This window comes from Streptomyces sp. SudanB182_2057 (assembly GCF_964272715.1).
Classification (GTDB): Bacteria; Actinomycetota; Actinomycetes; order Streptomycetales; family Streptomycetaceae; genus Streptomyces; species Streptomyces rubradiris.
This window is the reverse complement of sequence record NZ_OZ186798.1, coordinates 1,972,512-1,993,574: the sequence shown is the minus strand read 5'-3', so window position 1 is coordinate 1,993,574 and position 21,063 is coordinate 1,972,512. Positions and strand designations below refer to the sequence as shown.

The 21,063-nt window shown below is 75.0% G+C and carries 15 protein-coding genes and 1 pseudogene; 9 read left to right on the top strand and 7 right to left on the bottom strand.

Annotated elements, in window-relative coordinates:
- Positions 1–338: 338 nt before the first annotated feature.
- Positions 339–761, top strand: a complete 423-nt coding sequence (locus ACSURM_RS08375) for an ATP-binding protein (protein ID WP_436960994.1) — start codon at positions 339–341, stop codon at positions 759–761.
- A gap of 129 nt (positions 762–890) precedes the next feature.
- On the opposite strand, the gene ACSURM_RS08370 is transcribed toward ACSURM_RS08375, so the two are convergent.
- Positions 891–1,937 (bottom strand): DUF2637 domain-containing protein, encoded by a 1,047-nt coding sequence (locus tag ACSURM_RS08370; protein ID WP_436954336.1) that lies wholly within the window; start codon positions 1,935–1,937, stop codon positions 891–893.
- Between the two features lie 240 nt (positions 1,938–2,177).
- Positions 2,178–3,020, bottom strand: a complete 843-nt coding sequence (locus tag ACSURM_RS08365) for a (2Fe-2S)-binding protein (RefSeq protein ID WP_436954335.1) — start codon at positions 3,018–3,020, stop codon at positions 2,178–2,180.
- 141 nt (positions 3,021–3,161) lie between these two features.
- On the opposite strand from ACSURM_RS08365, the gene ACSURM_RS08360 reads away from it, so the two are divergent.
- Positions 3,162–3,887, top strand: coding sequence for a GntR family transcriptional regulator (locus ACSURM_RS08360; protein ID WP_436954334.1), 726 nt, complete (start codon positions 3,162–3,164; stop codon positions 3,885–3,887).
- 222 nt (positions 3,888–4,109) lie between these two features.
- Here the strand turns inward: ACSURM_RS08360 and ACSURM_RS08355 are convergent, their stop codons facing one another.
- Together ACSURM_RS08355 and ACSURM_RS08350 are read right to left on the bottom strand one after the other, a co-directional pair.
- Positions 4,110–4,874, bottom strand: coding sequence for a hypothetical protein (locus tag ACSURM_RS08355; RefSeq protein WP_436954333.1), 765 nt, complete (start codon positions 4,872–4,874; stop codon positions 4,110–4,112).
- Positions 4,875–5,041: 167 nt separating this feature from the next.
- Positions 5,042–6,718, bottom strand: coding sequence for a PucR family transcriptional regulator (locus ACSURM_RS08350; RefSeq protein ID WP_436954332.1), 1,677 nt, complete (start codon positions 6,716–6,718; stop codon positions 5,042–5,044).
- Between the two features lie 353 nt (positions 6,719–7,071).
- Here ACSURM_RS08350 and ACSURM_RS08345 point away from each other — a divergent pair.
- Together ACSURM_RS08345 and ACSURM_RS08340 are read left to right on the top strand one after the other, a co-directional pair.
- Positions 7,072–7,560 (top strand): annotated as a pseudogene (locus ACSURM_RS08345) (FAD binding domain-containing protein); the annotation flags it as partial.
- 342 nt (positions 7,561–7,902) lie between these two features.
- Entirely contained in the window at positions 7,903–9,360 is a 1,458-nt protein-coding gene (locus ACSURM_RS08340; RefSeq protein WP_436954331.1) for an NCS2 family permease, read from the top strand.
- A gap of 1,043 nt (positions 9,361–10,403) precedes the next feature.
- On the opposite strand, the gene ACSURM_RS08335 is transcribed toward ACSURM_RS08340, so the two are convergent.
- Both ACSURM_RS08335 and ACSURM_RS08330 read right to left on the bottom strand, forming a co-directional pair.
- The gene (locus ACSURM_RS08335) at positions 10,404–10,844 is read right to left on the bottom strand and encodes an SRPBCC family protein (RefSeq protein ID WP_436954330.1); all 441 of its coding nucleotides are present in this window, start codon (positions 10,842–10,844) and stop codon (positions 10,404–10,406) included.
- A 55-nt stretch (positions 10,845–10,899) separates the two neighbouring features.
- Positions 10,900–11,670 (bottom strand): polysaccharide deacetylase family protein, encoded by a 771-nt coding sequence (locus ACSURM_RS08330; RefSeq protein WP_436960993.1) that lies wholly within the window; start codon positions 11,668–11,670, stop codon positions 10,900–10,902.
- Between the two features lie 169 nt (positions 11,671–11,839).
- On the opposite strand from ACSURM_RS08330, the gene ACSURM_RS08325 reads away from it, so the two are divergent.
- The 5 genes from ACSURM_RS08325 to ACSURM_RS08305 are packed head-to-tail and all read left to right on the top strand — an operon-like array spanning position 11,840 to position 19,983.
- Positions 11,840–13,531: a trypsin-like peptidase domain-containing protein gene (locus ACSURM_RS08325; protein ID WP_436954328.1), complete on the top strand. Its 1,692-nt coding sequence runs from the start codon at positions 11,840–11,842 to the stop codon at positions 13,529–13,531.
- Positions 13,528–15,828, top strand: a complete 2,301-nt coding sequence (locus ACSURM_RS08320) for a tetratricopeptide repeat protein (protein WP_436954327.1) — start codon at positions 13,528–13,530, stop codon at positions 15,826–15,828. The genes ACSURM_RS08325 and ACSURM_RS08320 overlap by 4 nt, the downstream gene beginning before the upstream one ends.
- Before the next feature lie 29 nt (positions 15,829–15,857).
- Positions 15,858–17,537 (top strand): VWA domain-containing protein, encoded by a 1,680-nt coding sequence (locus ACSURM_RS08315; protein ID WP_436954326.1) that lies wholly within the window; start codon positions 15,858–15,860, stop codon positions 17,535–17,537.
- On the top strand, positions 17,534–18,676 hold the full coding sequence (locus tag ACSURM_RS08310; RefSeq protein ID WP_436954325.1) for a hypothetical protein: 1,143 nt from the start codon (positions 17,534–17,536) through the stop codon (positions 18,674–18,676). The genes ACSURM_RS08315 and ACSURM_RS08310 overlap by 4 nt, the downstream gene beginning before the upstream one ends.
- Positions 18,673–19,983 (top strand): ABC transporter substrate-binding protein, encoded by a 1,311-nt coding sequence (locus ACSURM_RS08305; protein WP_436954324.1) that lies wholly within the window; start codon positions 18,673–18,675, stop codon positions 19,981–19,983. The genes ACSURM_RS08310 and ACSURM_RS08305 overlap by 4 nt, the downstream gene beginning before the upstream one ends.
- Positions 19,984–20,101: 118 nt before the next feature.
- Here the strand turns inward: ACSURM_RS08305 and ACSURM_RS08300 are convergent, their stop codons facing one another.
- Positions 20,102–20,893: a S1 family peptidase gene (locus ACSURM_RS08300; RefSeq protein ID WP_436954323.1), complete on the bottom strand. Its 792-nt coding sequence runs from the start codon at positions 20,891–20,893 to the stop codon at positions 20,102–20,104.
- Positions 20,894–21,063: the final 170 nt, after the last annotated feature.

Here is a 21,063-nt window from a genome sequence, read left to right as displayed (position 1 = left end):
GGGAGCGTATTTCGGCCAGTTTCACCGGGTGTGACGGCGTACCGACCACCGGTGCCGGGCGGGGTCCGGCCGCCGTCCCGGGGCCTCGGTGGCGTCCTGCGGCGTTCGTGGCGCCCGGTGCGTGGCGGCGGAGCGGTGCCCCGGGCGGCCGGGGCGCTGTGCGGATATGGCCGAACCGCCGGTCATCGGGCATACGTCAGGACTGCCCCGGTGTCCGCTGGGCAAGCATCCCCCGTGAACGTGTTCGACCAGGAGGGGCAGGGACCGGCGGCGTGCGGGCGGGGGTCATGAACAGGCAGGCACGAGGGGGCGGTCCGATGACCGTCGAGGCCTACTCGATGACAGCGGGGGACCAGACGGACACCATCACCGATGACGAGCGACGGCTCCGGCGCAGGCTGGGCCGGGCGGACCTCAGAGCGGTGCCGGAGGCCCGCCGGGCGCTGCGCGAACTGCTGCGCCACTGGGGCAAACCGGGCCGCTCGGAGATAGCCGAACTGCTCACCAGCGAACTCGTCACCAACGCGATCGTCCACACCGACCACGACGCCGTCCTGACGGCCGTGCTGGAACCGGACGGACTGCGCGTGGAGGTGAGGGACTTCGTGGCCCGCAGACCCGAGCGTCACACCCCGCCCGCGGACGACGACACCCACGGCCGGGGCCTGGTGCTGGTCGAGTCCCTGGCCGACGCCTGGGGCGTACGGCCGCACGGGGTGGGCAAGTCGGTGTGGTTCGAACTCGGCACCGAGGCGGCGTGATCCGCTGACGGAACGGCGCGGGACCGAAGCGCTCGCACCCCGGTTCCCGCGGGCCGGTGGGGTCACGCCCCCAGCCTCGTCGGGCAGGACCGACGATGGTGACGCCCCGGCCCCGAACTCCCGGCGATGTCAGCCGATTTGCTGTTCCAGGTCCTTGAGCTTGCGCTCCAGGGAGTCCAGTCGCGGCAGGGCCAGGGTGTCGTCCTCGGCCGTCAGGTCGACCGTCAGCGGTTCAGCCGCGCCGCGGACCGGCTGGAGAGAGGGCCGGGCGCGTACGGGCAGCGGCTCCGGGGTGGATATGGCGGGCTCCGCGGTCGCCGCCGGGGCGGACCCGCGTTCCACCGGCTGCACCTCGACCTGCCGGCCGGCGCCCCGGCCGGCGAAACCGGGCCGGCCCCGGCTGATCGCCTTCAGCCGGGCCCGCTCCACGCGCCGCTGGTCGCGCCTGCGCCGCCGGTCCTCCTCCTTCTGCCGCCTGTCCTCGCGGACCTCCTCGACCGCCTCGTCCAGGCTGCGCACGCCCTCCAGGAGCATCAGCGACCAGGCCCGGTAGGTCTCGCGGGGCGCCCGCACCCAGCGCACGATCCGGATCTGCGGCAGCGGGCGCGGCACCAGGCCCTGTTCGCGCAGCGCGGCCCGGCGGGTCTGCTTCAGCGCCCGGTCGAACAGCACGGCGGCCGACAGGGACATGCCGGAGAAGAACTGCGGGGCACCGGCGTGACCCGCGCCGCGGGGCGCGTGCACCCAGTTGAACCAGGCAGCCGCCGCGGCGAACAGCCACACGAGCAGCCGGGAGCCGAGGGCGGCGTCACCGTGGCTCGCCTCGCGCACGGCGAGGACGGAGCAGAACATCGCCGCGCCGTCCAGCCCGAACGGCACCAGGTACTGCCAGCCGCCGCTCAGTCCGAGGTTCTGTTCGCCGAAGCCGACCAGGCCGTGGAAGGACAGGGCTGCCGCCACCGCCGCACAGCAGAACAGCAGCGCGTAGGAGGCCGTGCCGTAGAGGGCCTCCTTGCGCCGGCGGCGCTCCTCGCTGCGCTCCCAGGAGTCGTCCGCGCCCGCGTCCTCCCCGGCGGAGCGCTTGCCGCGCGCGAGCACCGCCACTGCCACCAGCATGCCCAGGAGCAGGACGGCGCCCGGAAGCAGCCAGTTCAGCGATATGTCGGTCAGTCTCATCAGGGTCCCTTGCATGGGGATAGGGCGTAACGCCCGCCATAGTGGCCCTTTCCCGACGGCCCTCAGGGGGTTTCGGGGCAAGAGACCGCCAAGGGAGTGCGCGAGGGGTGCCCAGAGCGGTGTTCTTCTCGAACTACCGCTTGAGGAACGGGAGTTGCGTTCGAATGAACCACCCGTACGGGTGGCCGCGGAGAAGTTTCCGCGCCGGGTGGGGCGGCTGTGCCCGGACGGAACGATTCCTCAGCAGGCCGCGGCCGCGGTGAGCCTGGCGATCCTCTCGCCGTCCCGGGTGCGCGGACACGTCACACAGGTGTCCTGCGGGCGGACGGTGTAGAACATGCAGCAGCTCGCCCGGTCCCGGGTGGGCAGCCGGGTGCCGTCCGGGGCGGTCAGCGCCCGGAACCCGGCCGAGCCGGCGTACGGCGGGGTCGTCCCCGGCAGCAGCAGCTCCAGCTCCCGCACGGCCCGGTCCGCCTCCTCGGCGCCGGACAGCCCGGCGACGTACCACAGCCCCTCCACGGCCTCGTCCGTCGCCATGCCCCACAGCGCGCGCCCGCGCCGCCGCATCCGGGGCCCGAAGGCCGTGAGCACCGGTTCCAGATGCTCGGCCACGGCCGCGCGCACCTCGGCCCGCAGCGCTTCCTCGTCCGGTACGACGACCGTGCCGGGCAGCGCCGCGGCGGGGTCGCCCGGCAGGCAGGCGACGGAAACCGGGCGGCGTACGGCCATCCGCCCGGCCGCGCGGTCGTAGCGGACGTGGGTCACGGGCAGCCGGGGCACCCGGCGGTACCAGAACCACGGGGCGGTGATCAGCAGGCAGACGGCCCAGGCGTAGCGGTGCAGGCCGAAGCTCGCGACGACGTCCGGGCGGGCCGGGCCGCCGTAGTCCCGCTCCACCTGCGCCGCGTCCCACGCCAGGAAGGCGTCCAGCGCCGCGCCGCCCGCGGCGAGCTCCGCGGCGTCGACCCAGCCAGGGCCGCCGGGCGCCGGGTCCTCCGGGCCCAGTTCGGTCACGGTCAGCCCCGGGAAGGCCGCGCCGAGGCGGTCGTAGGCGGCGGTGAGCGGCGAGGCCGCAGCGGGCATGGCGGAACCACCGATCCTTGGACGCGTCCGCGAGAGCGGACGAGCTGTACAGGTAAGCCTTACCTTACTCAGTTATGGCGGAGTTTGAACTGCCGCCCGGTGCGCCTAAGGTCTTGACGGACAACCGACAACCCGTCGTCAATGACCCCAAGTACCGACAAGCCGCCAGGAGGACCCGTGAAGCAGGGCGTGCAGGGCTCCCCGGGCCGGCCGGTCGCGGCCTTGGACGGGCCCGACCCCGCCGGGCGGCCGCTTCCGGTCCAGCGCTCCTCGGTGCGCGGGCAGATCCTGGACGCGCTGCGCACCGCGCTGGTCACCGGCGATCTGCGGCCGGGCGAGGTGTACTCCGCGCCGGTGCTCGGGGAACGCTTCGGCGTCTCGGCCACGCCGGTACGGGAGGCCATGCAGCAGCTCGCGCTGGAGGGCGCCGTCGAGGTCGTGCCCAACCGCGGCTTCCGGGTGGTCGAGCGCGGGGCGCGGGAGCTGGCCGAGCTGGCGGAGGTGCGCGCGCTCATCGAGGTGCCGGTGATGGTACGGCTCGCCCGCACGGTGCCGGCCGAGCGGTGGGCCGGGCTGCGGCCGCTCGCGGAGGAGACGGTGCGGGCGGCGGCCACGGGCTGCCCGGCGGCGTACGCCGAGTCCGACCGCGCCTTCCACGGCGCGCTGCTCGCCCTCGCGGGCAACGAGCAGCTGGTCCGGATCGCCGAGGACCTGCACCGGCGGGCGCAGTGGCCCCCGGTCCGGCGGGGCAGGGCCGACTTGCTCGCCGACGCCGCCGAACACGTGGCCCTGCTGGAGGCGTTGGCGGCCGGGGACGTGGACGGGGTGCGGTCGCTGGTGCGCCGCCATTTCGCCGGCGTGGGCTGAGCCCTCACGGGGCGGCGCGGCCGGGCCGCGGGCCGCGACGGTGGGGTGCGGACTGTCTGCCGGGCGCGGGTCCGTCGTGGCCGGTCGCGCGGTTCCCCGCGCCCCTGGGGTGTCGCCGCCGACGCGTCCCGAAAGGGGCGCGGGGAACTGCGCGGACAAGCCCCACGCACCCCCACCCGGCAACGCACCCCGACCACCCCGCCCCCGCCCCGTCGGTCGCCCCTACGCCGTGGCCACCCCCGGTGCCGGCGGGGCCAGTTGGCCTGCCAGCCACGTCGGGACGCCGCCCAGGAGCCGGAACAGCCGCCGGGCCTCCTCCCGCAGCCGGGACGCCTCCGGTTCCTCCTCGGTGTCCGCCAGGGACACCAGCGCCGGCGCCGTGCCCACCAGATAGCCCAGCTCCTCCCGGATCCGCAGGGACTCGGCGAAGCCGTGCCGCGCGTCGGCCAACTCCCCGTCCCGCAGGGCGAGTCCGGCCAGATGGCGCCAGGTGAACGACAGCAGCAGCGCGTCGGCGTGCGCCCCCGCCGCCGCGTGCGCCCGGCGGTACGCGGCGCGAGCCGCCTGCGGGGAGCGGGCCAGGTTCTCGGCGACCAGCCCCCGGCGGAAGTCCAGCAGCGCCCGCCCCCGCGACCCCGGAGGGAGCAGCGCCGCCGCCCGGCCCAGCGCGGCCCGCGCCTCGTCCGCGCGGTCCCGGACGCCGTGCAGCGTGGCCGTGTAGGCGAGCTGGCCCCGCTCGCAGGCGGCGGCCCCCCGCTCCTCGTCGGTGAGCGCCAGCGCCTCCGCCGTGCGCAGCGCGTCCTCCGCCTCGGCCCAGCCCCGCTCGGTGTACAGGCACCGCTCGACCAGCAGCGCGGCCCGCTGGAGGGCCGGGGCGGCCCGGTCGGCCGGCAGCAGGGCCGCCGCGTCCGCCCAGCAGGCCCGGCTGCGCAGCCGCCATACCGCGGTCTGGACAGGATCGTCATCGGTCGTTCCATCACCAGACATGGCGGTATGCGCCACGTTGCCCTCCCCATGCACGCCATCGAGCTGTTGAGTGGTGGCGGCATTCCAGCACCAATCGCCGGGCCCGGCCAAGAGGATGGGTGAAAAATTTCACAAAGTAGGGGGGTGCGGGCGGTGCCGGGCCGGCCGCCGCGCGCCCCCCGCCGGCCTCAGCTCATGCGCAGGGCGAGGAAGAAGTCCAGCTTGTCCTCCAGCCGGGACAGGTCCCGTCCCGTCAACTGCTCGATCCGCCCGACCCGGTAGCGCAGCGTGTTGACGTGCAGGTGGAGACGGGTGGCACAGCGGGTCCAGGAGCCGTCGCAGTCCAGGAACGCCTCCAGGGTCGGGATCAGCTCGGCCCGGTGCCGCCGGTCGTAGTCCTTGAGCGGGTCCAGCAGCCGCGCGGTGAAGGCGCGGCGGACGTCGTCCGGGACGAAGGGGAGCAGCAGCACATGGCTGGCCAGTTCCTGGTGGCCGGCCGCGCAGACCCGGCCGGTGCGGGCGGCGGCGACCCGGCGGGCGTGCCGGGCCTCCTCCAGGGCGCCGCGCAGGCCCTCCGCCGAGTGCACGGCCGCGCTGACGCCGAGGGTGAGCCGGCCGTCGTCGTCCAGGCCCGCCGACAGCGGCTCGCGCACCGCCTGGAGCAGGGAGTCGGCGAGCAGCCCGGCCTCCGAGCCGTCGTGCTCGGCGGTGACCGAGGGCAGCGGGACCAGGGCCACCGCCTCCTCCCCGGTGTGCGCGACGGCGATCCGGTCGGAGGGCTCCGGGCCGGTCGCCAGCGGGTCGACCAGCACCTCCTCCAGCAGCGACTGGGCGACCTGGCCGCCGTCGGCCTGCTGGCCGTTCTCCCACTCCACGCGGGCCACCACGACCTGCCAGTGCGGGGCCGCGCCCAGCCCGGGCAGCAGCACCGGCGCGGCCACCCGGAGCCGGGCGGCTATCTCGGCGGGCGCGGCGCCGGTCTGCACCAGCTCCAGCACCTCCTGGGCGAGCCGGCGCCGGACCGTGCGGGCCGCGTCCCTGCGGTCGCGTTCGACGGCGATCAGCTGGGTGACGCCCTGGAGCAGGTCCAGCCGCTCCCCGGGCCAGTCGCCCGCGTCCGCCTCCACGGCCAGCAGCCAGTCCGACAGCACCGTCTCCCGCACGTCGCGGGCGGCCTGCGCGGAGCGTCCGGAGGAGCGGATGGGGAACAGGGAGTAGGTGGTGCCGTCCAGCTGCACCCGGTGCGGGCCGCGGCGGCCGGTGCGGCCGGCCGCCAGGTGCTCGGCGGCCAGCCGGGTGCAGGTCTCGGCGGGCAGCGCCGGGCCCGCCACCTTCGAGCCGGCGATCAGCCGGCCGGTGGGGGAGAGCACCCAGGCGCGCAGGTCCAGGTCGGAGCCGAGCAGGTCCAGGACCACGTCCGGGCCGCCGCCCGCCGGGCCCGAGGTCATCATCCGCCGGTGCCGGTCCACCACCGCGGCCAGGTCCCCGGCCCGCTCGCCGGAGACCTGCCGGACCACGTGCTCGGTGATCGTGGCGAACGCCACCGACTCGTGCACCGCGAACAGCGGCAGCCGGTGCCGGGCGCAGGCCAGCACCAGGTCCTCCGGCACATCGCCCAGCTCCGCCTCGCCGGCCGCGAGCGCCGCCACCCCCGCCTGGGCCAGGATGCGCACGAAAGGCTCGGAGTCCGCGGCGTCCCTCCGCCAGGCCAGGCCCGTCAGCACCAGCTCGCCGCCGGAGAGGTAGCGGCTCGGGTCGCGCAGGTCGGTGGTCATGACCCCGCGTACCGTGCGGTCCAGCTCGTCCTCGCCGCCGAGCAGCCGCAGGCCCAGCGCATCGGTGTCCAGCAGTGCGCGCAGCCGCATCTCGTCGCCGCCGTTCTTTGTCTCGAAACCTACGATGAATCTTGGAAGGTGGGCCCGGGCCGTCCCGGGGCGCCCGGAACCGGACGCCCGGGGAGGCGTGGTGCGGTCCTCCGCGCTGTTTCCCGCGTTTCCCCAGGAAATCGGAGAGGTTACCGATGGCCTCCGTTCATACGAATCTACAAGATGCCTGCCCTGGCCAGCCAACTCCTTCATGGTTTCGGTGACTGACCGGGCCGGAGTACCGGGCGGTCTACTGAGTCCACTCCGCGTGAACAGCACATGAACGAGCCGCGCCCGCCGCACACGGATTGGCTCGATCCGCACGACTCACGAGACGAAGAAGAGAGCCGGTCATGGACTTCCTTCGCCCCGCCAGCCGGGAGGAGGCGCTCGCCGCGCAGGCCGAGCACCTCACCGCTGTGCCGATCGCGGGCGGCACCGATGTCATGGTCGGGACCGACTCCGGCCACCGGCGGCCCGAGCACCCGCTCGGCCCGTACCGCGTCGGCGGACTCCACGAGCGGGAGTCCGGCGGGCAGGGCGTGCGGCCGGGTCCCTCCGTCCCGTACGGCGTGATCACGCGGAGTCTCCGTGCCGGGTCGCCGGGCCCGGCGCTCGCCTCGTACCCGGTCGCCTCCCCGCGGATCCGCGGCCGCGGCGGCGCCGGCGGCGGCCTCGGCACGGCCTCGCCGGCCGGCGACGCCCACCCCGCCCTCCTCGCCGCCGGCGCCGGGGCCCAGGGGGCGTCGGCGGCCCGCGGGACCGGGATGACCCCGGCCGGCGCGTTCCGTACGGGCGTCGAGCGCGCGGCGCTCCGCCCGGACGAGCCGGTCCCCACCGTCCTCGACACGCCGGCCACGCCGGCCGGCGTGCTCGAACTCGCCGACGAGCGCGCCCCGTACGGGCCGCGCGGCGCCGACGAGGCCCCGGCCCCGTCGTCCATCCCGGCCGCCCTTGCGGCGGTCCGGGACGCGACGGGTCCCCAGCCCGACCGCACGCCGGCACTTCCCGGGCACCTCGCGGGAACCGCGTAACCCTCCGGGGTCGCGACCGGTGCTCCTCCGGGGGGACTCGCGCTCCCCGGCCCCCACTGTTCGTCTCGGGCCGTCCCCCGGGTCGTCTATCCCAAATCCCGTGCCGCACCGGCGTGCGCGGGTGTCCCTATGAACCTTGGGAGTTGGCCCATGACCCACCAGTCAGTGGAGCCCAGGACCGCCGCCGAGGACGCGGGCGAAGGCAGCCGCGTCCCCGCAGGCCGGTCCTGGCTCGACCGGTACTTCCACATAACCAGAAGAGGATCCACGGTCGCGCGGGAAGTGCGCGGCGGCATCACCACCTTCATGGCGATGGCGTACATCCTCCTGCTCAACCCCCTCATCCTGTCCGGCAAGGACGCGGCGGGGGACACGCTCGGCCAGAAGGCGCTGATCACCGCGACCGCGTTCGCGGCGGCCTTCACCACCCTGCTCATGGGCTTCGTCGGCAAGGTACCGCTCGCCCTCGCCGCCGGGCTCTCCGTCTCCGGCGTCCTGTCCACCCAGGTCGCCCCCGAGATGACCTGGCCGCAGGCCATGGGCATGTGTGTGATGTACGGCGTGATCATCATGCTGCTCGTCGTCACCGGCCTGCGCGAAATGATCATGAACGCGATCCCGCTCGCGCTCAAGCACGGCATCACGATGGGCATCGGCCTGTTCATCGCGTTCATCGGCTTCTACAAGGCCGGCTTCGTCCACCAGGGCAAGGGCGGACCCGTCACCCTCGGCCCCGCCGGCGAACTCACCGGCTGGCCGGTCCTGTTGTTCGCCGGCACCCTGCTGCTGATCTTCATGCTCCAGGCCCGGAACTTCCCCGGCGCCATCCTCATCGGCATCATCAGCGGCACCGTCGTCGCCCTGATCCTGAACGCCGCCGGTGTCATCGACCCCAAGCAGTGGGCCAACGGCACGCCCGAGCTGCACGGCAGCGCGGTCTCCATGCCCGACTTCTCGCTCTTCGGCGACGTCGAGTTCGGCGGCTGGGGCGAGGTCGGCGCGATGACCGTCGGGATGGTCGTCTTCACCCTGGTGCTGGCCGGCTTCTTCGACGCGATGGCGACCATCATCGGCGTCGGCACCGAGGCCAACCTCGCCGACGACAAGGGGCGGATGCCGGGTCTGTCCAAGGCGCTGTTCATCGACGGCGCCGGCGGTGCCATCGGCGGTGTGGCGGGCGGCTCCGGCCAGACGGTGTTCGTGGAGTCGGCCACCGGTGTCGGCGAGGGCGCCCGCACCGGGCTCGCCTCGGTCGTCACCGGCCTGTTCTTCGCGGCCTGCCTGTTCTTCACCCCGGTCACCGCGATCGTGCCGCAGGAGGTCGCCTCCGCCGCCCTGGTCGTCATCGGCGCCATGATGATGATGAACGCCCGGCACGTGGACTGGGCCGACCGCGCCACGGCCATCCCGGTCTTCCTGACCGTCGTGCTGATGCCGTTCACGTACACCATCACCACCGGTGTGGCCGCGGGCGTCATCTCCTACGTCGCCATCAAGGTGGCCCAGGGCAAGGCGCGCGAGATCGGTGCCTTCATGTGGGGGCTCACGGTGGTGTTCCTCGTCTACTTCGCCCTCAACCCCATCGAGGGCTGGCTGGGAGTCCACTAGCCCGCCCACGACCCCCAGCGGACCGGCGGTGGGGCTCGGTCTGCCGAGGGGCGCGTGGGGGCCACGTATACGCGCTGTGCCGGCAGGCGCCGACGGACGGGCAGGACCGTCCGGAGACGCTTCCGGTACGGCGACGAGGATGCCCTCGCCACCGGCCTGACCCGTGGCGGCGACAACGGCATCCTCGTCAGACCGGTCGGGCGGACGGTCCCGCCCGGCCGGTGCGCGCGCCCGCGCCGGCCGTCGCCGCCAGTGGGGAGGCGGCGACGGCGGCGCGGATCGCACGCGACCCGGCCTCCCGACCCCCGGGGCCGTGCATGCACCACCCGAGAACGTGCGGTCGAACTCCTGCGGTCCGCTGGGCGGTTGAGCCATGTGGCGTCGGGTGCGTACGGCAGACTCCGGGGTGGGCCGACCGCTCAGGGCCGTTGGAGCAGCCGGTTCGCCGCGTGATCGGGCTCTCCCGGTCCCAGAGGCCGTGCTCACGCCGCCCGAAACCGTTTGCCCGAACTCCCGCTGCACGCTGGGCGGATGATCCACGCGGCGCCGGATGCGTACGGCTGCCCCGGGCCGGGTCGCCCGCTCAGGGCCGTTGGAGCAGCCGGTCCGCTGTCTTCCGGTCCCCGGGGCCGTGTGTGCGCCGCCCGGGGCCGTGCGGTCGCACTCCTGCCGTCCGCTGTGCGGATGGGTCATGCGGCGTCGGGTGCGTACGGCAGATACCGGGGCGAGCCGCCCGCTCAGGGGCGTTGGGGCAGCCGGTTCGCCGTGCGGCGGGGCCTTCCGGTCCCCGGGGCCGTGTGTGTGCCGCCCGGGGCCGTGCGGTCGCACTCCTGCCGTCCGCTGTGCGGATGGGTCATGTGGCGTCGGGTGCGTACGGCAGATACCGGGGCGAGCCGCCCGCTCAGGGGCGTTGGGGCAGCCGGTCCGCCGTGTGGCGGGCCTTCCGGTCCCCGGGGCCGTGTGTGCGCCGCCCGAGAGGCTGTCCCGCGCGGGCTGCTCGGCGTCGCGTGCGTACGGCAGGCCCCGGGGTGCGAGCCGTCCGCTCAGGGGCGGGCGAGCAGGCGGTCCGTCGCGCGGTCGAACAGCAGGCGGGACGCGCGGGCCAAGGCTCCGTCGAAGAACCGTGGCAGGAAGCCGACCCGCAGTTCCTCCCGCCACACCACCCGGCTGCCGCCCCCGGGGCCGGGCCGGACCTCGATCTCCGCCCAGCCCAGGACCACCCGCCCCCGCTTCTCCAGCCGGCACCTCCCGCCCGCGCCCCCGGACGGCGGGCGCCAGAGCGTCACCTCCATCACGTCGTCCACGGCGAACCTGCCGACCCCGGACCGGGCGACCAACCGCGTGCCCACGTGGGTCGGCGGGGGCGTGAGCACCCTGACCCGGGTCAGCGGGACGGCGCCGGTGTGACGCGGCCACTCGGTGAGCCGGCGCCAGGCCTCGTCCGGCGGGAGGGGCACCGTACGCGTGAGGGAGAAAGGGGGCACGGCACGATCGTAGGCACCACCGGTCCGCCGTGCCCCGGTGCCGCCGCCGTAGGGGCTACGGGCGGTACACCTTGCCGGGCTCCGCCTTGCCGGGCGCCAGCAGCTGGGGGACCGTCACGAAGACGTAGCCGCGCTGCTTCAGCGCGTCGATGATGCCGGGCACGGCCGGCACGGTCCCGGCGTAGATGTCGTGCAGCAGGATGATGCCGTCCCGGGACGACTGCTCCAGGACGCGCTTGGTGATGAGCGCCGAGTCGTTGGTCGTGTAGTCCTTGGCAGTCACGCTCCACAGCACCTCCGCCAGGCCCAGCTCCTCGCAGATCTCGTGCACGTTGGAGTCGGTGCGGCCCTGCGGCGGGCGCATCAGGGTCGGCTTGTGCCCGATGAGCTTCTCGATCGCCTCGTTGGGCCGGTTCAGCTCCTCGCGTATCTCCTTGTCCGAGATCTTGGTGAGGATCTTGTGGTCCCAGGTGTGGCTGGCGACCTCGTGGCCCTCCGCCGCCATCCGCTTGACCAGCTCCGGGTACTTCTCGATGTGCCGCTTGCCGAGCAGGAAGAAGGTGGCCGGGACCTTCTTCTCCTTCAGGATGTCGAGCAGCCGCGCCGAGTTCTCGCTGGGCCCCGCGTCGAAGGTGAGCGCGATGCACTTGGCCTTGCGGCAGTCGACGCTGCCGAACTTGGCCGGCGCGCCCTTCGCCTCGGCACGGACGGTGCTCGGCGCTGTCGTGTCGACCTGGGCGCAGCCGGCCAGGGTCAGCGACAGGCCGGCCGCTGCCGCCGCGCAGGCGAGGGCCCGGCGACGCAACCTCCGGCCCGTTCCGTGCATCTTCCTGGGCGCGTGCTGCGGCGTGGCGATCGTGTCGGTCAAGAGAGGCATGCCGGGACTATACACTGCGTGTATAGCGCAACAGTTCGAACCCCCTCGGGTGATACCGGGCAAAGACCCCGTGCACACCAGTAGTACCGACCGGGTACTCCGAGTAACCTCAAGGACCATGACGCGCACGGGGGAGCGAGTCGGCACGGCACGGTTACGGACACCCGCCTGGATCGCGCGCATCGAGACGCCGGACGGGCGGGTCCTCGGTGCGGGGGTGCTGCTCGCCCCCGAACGGGTCCTCACCGCCGCCCATGTCGTCCGGCCCGGCCACCCCTACACCGTCCGCCTGGTCGGCGTGCCCGGCCTCGGCCCCGTCACCGCCACCGTCCGCCCCGACGAGTACGTGCCCCAGCGCCAGGACACCTTCGGCGACCGCGGCGGCGACCTCGCCCTGCTGCGCCTGGCACCGCCCCTGCCCGCCGAACACACCACCCGGCTCTACCGCCTCGCCGCCCCGCACGGGCCCGTCAGCATGTACGGCTTCCCGGACGGCGACGACGGCGGGCGCTGGCACGGCGCCACCCTGGTCGCCGCCCGCGGCCGGGACAGCCAGGTCCAGCTGCGCCCCCTCACCCCCGGCGAACTGGCCGCACCCGGCTTCAGCGGCGGCGGAGTCGTGGACCACGCCACCGACCAGGTCATCGGCATCGTCCTCAGCGTCGACGAGGGGCCGGGCTCCGCGTTCAGCTACATGAGCCCCACCGAGACCATCCTCAGCCACCTGCCCCAGGTCGCCGCCTGGACCGACGGCGCCGAGGCCGTCGACCCCCGGCTGCGCACCGGCACCGGCCCCGCCGCCGGCCGGCTCGACGTGCCCTTCGCCACCGCGCTCGCCTCCTGGTTCCGCGGCGAGGGCTGGCCGGTGCTCGTCACCGTCGTCCCCGCCGGCGGCGACCGCGCCTTCACCCTCCAGCGCGCCGTCACCCTCGCCGACCGCGAACTGCGCACCCACCGCAACACCAGCGCCGTCAGCCACGACCCGCCCGAGACCGTGCCGCCCGCCGGTGCCCACGACCTCGCCCTGGACGTCCAGCGACTGACCACCGCCCAGGTCATGGACCGGATCGCGGAACGCCTCGGCATCCGCGACGACCCCCGCCCGGAACGGCTCGGCACCCTGCGCCTGCCGCTCGCCGCCGTGCTGGCCGGCGTCGACGAGGCGGCCGAACCCGACACCCTGCTCGCCCTGCTGGACCGGCTCGCCCGGCAGGGCGCCCGGCTGCTGCTGGCCTTCCGCGGCCCCGGCGAGCGCGCCGCCCGCGCCGCCGAACTGCTCGTCCACCGCCCGCTGCGCGACCGCTGGGCCCGGCTGCACACCGAACTCGACCACATCACCGACGAGCTGGGCCCGGCCCTCGACACCCGCCGGGACCGCGTCCTGCCCGGCCCCGGCACCCGCCCGCTGCTGGACCGGGCCGAGGCCGGCGTGCGGCGCACCCGGATGCTGCGCGCCTGGGTCGCCCACACCCCCGACCCGGAACGCGACCCCGCCGCGGCCGCCCTGCTGTTCACCTTCGAGGACGCCGTCGCCCGCCGCCGGCGCCGCCTGGAGAACGCCATCGGCCTGCTCGACGCCCGGCTGCGCCGCCGCGCCGAACTCCTCGGCCGGGTCGGCGCCGAATGGCCGCTGTGCCGGCAGCGGGCCGCCGCGCACGGCGACCGGGTCATGACGGCGTACCGGCTCTACGAGGAGGCGCTGTCACTGCTGCGGCAGACCCCCTGCGACATCGAGCGGGCCGAGACGGCCGTCGAACGGTTCGTCGGCTTCTGCTCCACCACCGCACCGGAGGAGGAAGGCGCCTCGTGACCTCGTGCGTCCGGCCCGGCTGCGCGGGCCGCATCATGGCCACCGGCTACTGCGACACCTGCGGCCACCGGCACGCCGAACCCCGCACCGAACCGCACCCCGGCCCCAGCACCGGACCGCACACCGGCCCCCGTACCGGACCGCCCGCGCGGTCCGCGGGCGCGGAAGCCGCCGAAGAACCGCCCGGACCGGCGGCCGTGCACGCCGTCGCCGGACTCGGCGAACTCGACCAGCACGGACTGGTCGTCCTGCCCGAGGTCCCCGCCCCCGACGACGTCCTCCTCACCGACCCCCGGCCGCCCACCGGGGGCCGCCGCTGCGGCGCCGGCGGCTGCACCATGACCATCGGCGTCGGCTACGGCGGCCAGCCCGCCCGCGCCACCGGCCGCTGCCCCCGCTGCGGCACCCCCTACTCGCTGCTGCCCCAGCTCGCCCCCGGCGACGTCGTCGCCGACCACTACAAGGTGCTCGGCTGCCTCGCCCACGGCGGCCTCGGCTGGATCTACCTCGCCGAGGACACCCGCGCCGACGGCCACCGGGTCGTCCTCAAGGGCCAGATCAACGTCCACGACGTCCTCGCCCGGCACACCGCCGTCGAGGAACGCCGCTCCCTCACCGCCCTGCACCACCCCGACATCGTCCGCATCGTCACCTACGCCGAACACCAGAGCGCCGGCCACCCCGCCACCGGCTACCTCGTCATGGACTACATCGGCGGACGCTCCCTGCAACAGCTCATGGACGCCGACGACATCGAGCGGATCTTCCACGGCCGCCCCCGCCTCGACCACGTCCTCACCTACGGCTGCAAGATCCTCGGCGCCCTCCAGTACATGCACGAACGCGGCCTGCTCTACTGCGACATGAAGCCCGCCAACGTCATCCACTTCGGCCGGGCCGTCAAGGTCGTCGACCTCGGCGCCGTCCGCGCCATCGGCGACCGCGCCTCCGCCTACGTCTACACGCCCGGCTTCGCCCCGCCCAAGGAGGAGATCGACCGCCGCGGCTGGCAGGTCGACAGCGACCTCTACACCGTCGGCATGACCCTCCAGGCCCTGGCCCGCGGCACCGAACCCGCCCGCGGCCTCGCCTCCGACTCCTTCCGCCGCGTCATCGCCCGCGCCACCCACGCCGAACCCCGCGCCCGGTTCCGCTCCGCCGCCGAGATGTCCCGCCAGCTCTGGGAGGTGCTGCGCGAGTTCCGCGCGCTCCGGTTCGGCGAACAACTCCCCGAGAGCTCCACCCTGTTCCGCCCCTCCGGCGCCGGCCTCGACGCCGGACTCGGCGCGATCCCCGCCCTCGGCCACTGGACCCGCCGCGCCGACGGCCGGCCCGCCGCCCTGGACGTCTCCCCGCCCCACCCCGCCGAGGTGGCCGGCGCCCTGCCCGAACCCGTCCCCGACCCCGAGGACGGCGCCGCCCTGCTGCTCGACTCCTTCCCGCCCGAGGCCCCCGACCGGGTCGCCCGGCAGTGGCCCCGCGAATCGCGCCTCGGCACCCCCGAGACCGCGCTGTGGCTGTGCCGCGCCTACCTGAGGAAGGGCGAGCAGCGAGCGGCGGAGAGCTGGCTTGCCGAGGCCGAGACCCTGCTCGGTGAACGCGCCGCCGCCCACGACTGGCGCATCGCCTGGCACCACGGCGTACTGCACCTCAGCAAGGGCGAGGTGGACCTGGCCGGCACCCGCTTCGACGCCGTCCACCAGGCGCTGCCCGGCGAGTACGTGCCCAAGCTCGCCCTCGGCTACTGCGCCGAGCACACCGCCGGCACCCGCCCGGCCCGCGCCATGCGGTACTACGAGGCCGTCTGGAAACGGGACTTCGCGCACACCGCCGCCGCGTTCGGCCTGGCCCGCGGCCACCTCGCGGCCGGCGACCGGGACGCCGCCGTGCACGTCCTCGACGAGGTCCCCGCCACCTCCCGGCACCACGACGCCGCCCGCATCGCGGCCGTCCGCGTCCGCGCCGGCATCCTGGGCGCCACCCCGCCCACCCCGGCCGGCCTGCGCGACGCCGCCCGGCGACTGCCCGCACTGCGCCTGGACGGCGGCGCCGCCGACGGCGAGTCCCGGGCCCGGCTGATCGCCGAGGTCCGCGAGAACGCCCTGTACAGCCGCCCCGCCCAGGGCTGGGGACGGGACTTCCCCGCCGGGGACCTGCTGGGCGACGGGGACGAGGACGGGCTGCGCACCCGGCTGGAACAGTCCTTCCGGCAGCTCGCCGCGCAGGCCCGCACCGCCGGGGAACACGGCCGGCTGCTCGACCTCGCCCACGCCGTGCGGCCGATGACCACCTTCTGACCCACCCACCAGCTCCGGGAGAGACAGCGATGACCGTGGCCGAGGAGACCGAGGTGACGCTGGAGGTCGGCCAGCGGACGGAACTGCCCGCGCTGCCCGACCCGGCCGGGCACCACCCCGAACGCGAGATGCACGCCATCCTGGAGATCGGGGTGCGCGGCCCGTCCGGCGCGCCGCACGCCACCCCCGCGCCCGGCACCGGCCCCGCCCTCGCCGAGGTGCTGATCGTCGACACCTCCCGCTCGATGCTCCACCCGCCGGCGAAACTCCACGCGGCCAAGGACGCCACCGCCGCCGCCGTCCGGATGCTGCCCTTCGGCACCTCCTTCGCCGTCCTCGCCGGACGGTTCGACGCCACCGTGGTGCACCCCGGCCCCGGCAGCCAGGTGCTCGCCGTCGCCCGGCCCGGCGAACGCGAGGCCGCCGAACGCGCGGTCCGCCTCCTGGACGCCGACGGAGGCACCGCCATCGGCGCCTGGCTCGACCTCGCCCGGCGGCTGCTCAAGGACCAGCCCGCGCCCGTCAAACACGTCCTGCTGCTCACCGACGGCCGCAACGAGCACGACCACCGCTCCCGCCGGCCGCTGGAGACCGTGCTCGACGCCTGCGCGGGCCAGTTCGTCTGCGACGCCTGGGGCATCGGCGACGACTGGGACGCCGAACTGCTGCTGGCCATCACCCGGCGGCTGCACGGCCGCGCCCGGGCCGTCCGCCGGGAGTCCGAACTCACCGCCGCCTACGAGGAACTGATCGCCGGGCTGCTCGGCACGGCGGTGCCCGAACTGCGCATCCGGCTCACCCCGACCAGCCCCGGCACGGTGATCCGCCAGGTCAAGCAGGTGGTGCCGAACGAACAGGAGCTGCGACCCGTCCCGGCCGGCCCCGGCGGACGCGCCGCGGAGTACGTCACCCGGGCCTGGGGCGACGAGGTACGGCATTTCCAGGTCGTCCTGACCGCCGACCCCACCGGCCGGGAGAGCGGCGAGGAACTCCAGCTGGCCGCCGTGGAGATCGTCGTACCCGGCGTCCGGCGCCCGCTGCGGCTGCCGCCGCCCCGGCCCATCCTGGTGCGCTGGACCGACGATCCACTCGACGCCTCCCGGCAGCATCCCGGGGTCCGGCGGCACGAGGTGTACCAGCGGGCGAGCGCCGCCGTCGCCCAGGCGTACCGGGCCTGGCTGCGCGGCGCGGACGGCCGGGAGGCGGCGGACCGCGCCCTCGCCCGCGCCCTCGCCCTGGCCGCCGAGCTGGGCGACGCCCAACTGCTCGGCGCGCTCCGCCTCATCGAGTCCCCACCGGGCACCGGCCGCATCCGCCCCGGCCTGAAGGACGTCGACTGGCAGCACCTCATCCTCTCCAGCGCCCTGACGACCCCTCCGGAGCGGTTCCCGGAGGAGGGCGGCGGCCGGGGATCCCCGGGGCGTGCGGCGGGGGCGAGAGGACCGGCGGGGAGCGCGGCAGGGATGCCGGAACCGGTGGGCGCCGGAGTTCCCGGGAGCCGTGACGAGGGCGGCGCGGCTCCGGCCGACGCGGACCCGGGCGACCCCGGGCCGGGCCACGCGGCGCCGGGCGGCGGAGCTCCGGGAGGCGCCCTGCCCGTCCGCCCGGACGGACTGATCGAATGCCCGGACTGCCGCTGGCTCGGACCGGCCGGCTCCCTGTACTGCGGAGGCGACTGCGGGCGCCTGCTGAGAGGGGCACCGGCATGAACCCGGGCAACGCGGCGACACCCGACGCGGGCGGTACGGCTCCGGGCGCACCCACCGGCTCACCCGTCCACCCCCCGTCCCAGCCGCCCCCCGCCGCCCCGCACCCCCCGTCCTCCCGGCAGCCCCGGTCCGATCGCCGTACGCCCGGCCGACGGGCCCACCGGCTCGCCCGGCTCGTCTCCCGGCCGGTCCCGTGGCTCCCCGGAACCGGCTCCCGGCCCGCCGACGGCGGCAGCACCACCGCGCGCGACCTGGCCCTCCGGCACCGCCTGCTGCTCGCCCTGTCGGCCCTGCTCACCCTGTCGCTGTTCGTGTCCTACCAGGGCGTGCACGACGACGCGGACCCGCTGCGCACCTCCACCGCCCCGGCCGTGCTGTCCCTGGACACCGCGCTCTACGCGCTCGGCCAGGCCCAGCGGGCCGCCGCCCAGCCGGCCCCGACGAGCGACTTCCAGAAGCAGATCTCGGTCGCTGTGCAGAGCCTGGCCGCCGCCGCGGCCGACGACGACCTCGGCGGGCCCGGCGGCCGGCAGGCCCTGCAGACGGTGGCCGGTCTCATCACCGTCTACGCCGTCAAGGTCCAGCAGTCCCAGCTCCAGCCCGACGGCAGCGTCCTGCGCGAGGCGTACCTCAGCTACGCCACCAGCGTCCTGACGGAGCAGGGCGCCGGCATACAGGACCGGCTGAAGGCCCTGCAGCGGCAGGAGCGCGCCGCCGTGCACCGGCAGACCTCCTTCGGCCCGCTGCTGTGGCTCGCCTGGAGCGTCACCCTGCTGCTCGCCCTCGCCCTGACCGCGGCGCTGCTGGAGACCCAGCGCTTCCTGCGCCGCCGCTTCCGGCGCCGCTACAACCGGCAACTCATCGCCGCCGGACTGCTGTCGCTCGCCGGTGTCGCCGTCACCGTGCTGTTCACCGTGTGGACGCAAGCGGGGATGACCGACACCCGTACCCTGCTCGACCGCCCGCTGCCCGGGCGGCTCATCCCCGACGCGGGGCGGCACACCGCCTCGTACCTGTCCGGCACCGGCTTCCGCGCGGCGGCGGCGGTGTGGATCCTGATAGGAGGCGCCTTGCTGATGGCACTGGCCGAGACGGGCCTCAGGGGGCACATCAACGACTACCGGTTCAGGCCCCGGTGAGCGCGCGCCCCGGCGGCCCGGCGACGGCCGCCCCCGGCCCCCGGCCCCGCCGCTCCCGCCGTCCGGTGCGCGTCGTCACCGTGGTGGCGAGCTGTCTGGCCGTCCTGGCGGCGGTCGCCGTGGCGGGCGTACGCGCCCTCGGGCACGAGCCGTCCGTCACCCTGCTGGCCAACTGGACCGGCGGCGACGAGCGCCACTTCCGCGAGGCGGTCATCGAGCCCTTCGAGCGGAAGTACCGCATCCGCGTCGACTACCAGGGCAGCAACGCCGAGAGCCAGGTGCTCGGCGCCGACGTCGAGGCCGGCACCCCGCCCGACGTGGTGGTGCTCACCGGGCCCGGCGAACTCGCCGAGTACGCCCGGCAGAAGCACCTCGTGCCACTGGAAGACCTGGTGCGCCACGCGGACTTCGGCCCCTCCTGGGCCACCCCCCTGACGGACGGGCACGTGTACTGGTTCCCGCTGAAGGCCGACCTGAAGAGCATCGTCTGGTACCCGGCCGGGCTCGGCGAACGGGAGTTGCGGGACGCCGTGCGCCGGCCGGCCGCGTGGTGCGTCGGCATGGGCTCCGGCGCCACGAGCGGCTGGCCCGGCACCGACTGGATCGAGGACATCCTGCTCCAGCGCCACGGCCCCGCCGTCTACGAACGCTGGGCGAGCGGCGGCCTGTCCTGGCGGTCCCCGCAGGTGAAGTCGGCCTGGACGGCCTGGCGCGGCCTGATCGGCGCCGGCGGCCACCCGGACCTGGTCCGCCGGGCCCTGAAGACCCCGTACCAGTCGGCGTCGGACCCGGTCGCCGCCCGCCCGCGCGGCTGCCTGCTGGAGCACCAGGCGTCGTTCATCCGCGGCCGGCCCGCCTGGCGGCAGACCGACGGCCGCTACGTCTCCTCAGCCGAACTGCTCTTCGGGGCCGCCCCGCGCGCCTGGGAGGTCTCCGGGGACCTCGTCGCCCTGCTGCACGACACCCCGCAGGCACGGAAGCTGATCCGCCACCTGGCCTCGGCCGACGCCCAACGGGCCTGGAGCGAGGGGGAGTCCGGCTTCTCCGTGCACGCCGGTCTGCCGCCCGCCGCCGGCTCCGGCTCCGCCTGGCACCGCTCGCTCGCCCTCGCCCTGCGCGACGAGAAGGCGGCGCACTGCTTCGACGCCTCCGACGCCATGCCGCCCGCGGTGCGCGACGCGTTCGCCGAGGCGGCCATCGAATTCCTCGCCCACCCCGACCGCCTGGACCGCCTGCTCGGCTCCCTGGACACCCTCAGCGGCACCCGGGGCCTGACCTGGCTGCCGTCGGTGTGCGACCGGACGTAGCGGGCCCCCGCGCGGGCCGGGGGCGGCGGGCATTGGAAAGGGGGCGTTGCGGGCCGCTCGTGGTGGCCCGCAACGCCCCCCGGCACATCCCCGAGGGGTGCTCGGGAAGTCCCCTGGGTTACGAGTTGACCTGCGCGGTCACCAGGTCCGAGAAGGTGGTCAGCCGGGTGTAGACACCCGGGTAACCGGCCTCCGCGCACCCCTCGCCCCAGGAAGTGATCCCTGCCAGGACGCCCCCGATGAGCAGGGGACCGCCGCTGTCGCCCTGGCAGGTGTCCACGCCGCCGGAGGAGTATCCGGCGCACACCATGTCGGACTGGACGAAGTCCGACCCGTAGGAGGAACGGCAGCTGGAATCGGACACGATCGGCACGGTCGCGGTCCGCAGCTGGTTGGAGGAGCTGCCGTTCTCCGAGGTGGTCCCCCAGCCGAGGATGCGCGCCGAGGTGCCGGCCGCGTAGACGCTCGTCTGCGCGGAGGAGACGTACTTGGCCGTGGTGTACGGCATCGACGTCGACAGGGTCAGCACGGCCACGTCGTCGCCGTTGGTGGCGTCCGTGTAGCCCGGGTTGATCCAGATCTTGCTGACCCGGCTCACCGTGCCGTTGGTGCCGTTGAGGTAGGTCCGGCCCCCGACCACCCGGACGCTGCTCGTGGTCTCGCCGACCATGCAGTGCGCGGCGGTGACGACCTTGGTGGGTGACACCAGGGTGCCGCCGCAGAACTGGTTCTGGGACGCGTCCGTGATCTGCGTGATGAACGGGTACGCGGTCGTCGTGGTGGTCGTACCGCCGACGATGGGCTGGGGCGCGGCGCTCGCCGTGGGGGAGGCGAGCAGCGCGGCCGCCGTCGCGGCGGCGGTGGCCACCAGGGTCGCGGCGGTCTTTCTCACACGTCTGTGCCCGAACATGAGTCTCCTCAGTGGGGGTTGCACCGGTGGGGGGTCGCGCGGGTGTCGGTGGAGGGTGTGCACGGGGAGGTCGCAGGACCGACCCCGTGTGCCCGGGCGAGCGGCACGCCCTTTACGCTAGGACCCGGAACCCACGGCTCCCAATGAGGGAACCCCCTAAGGGGCTGGGT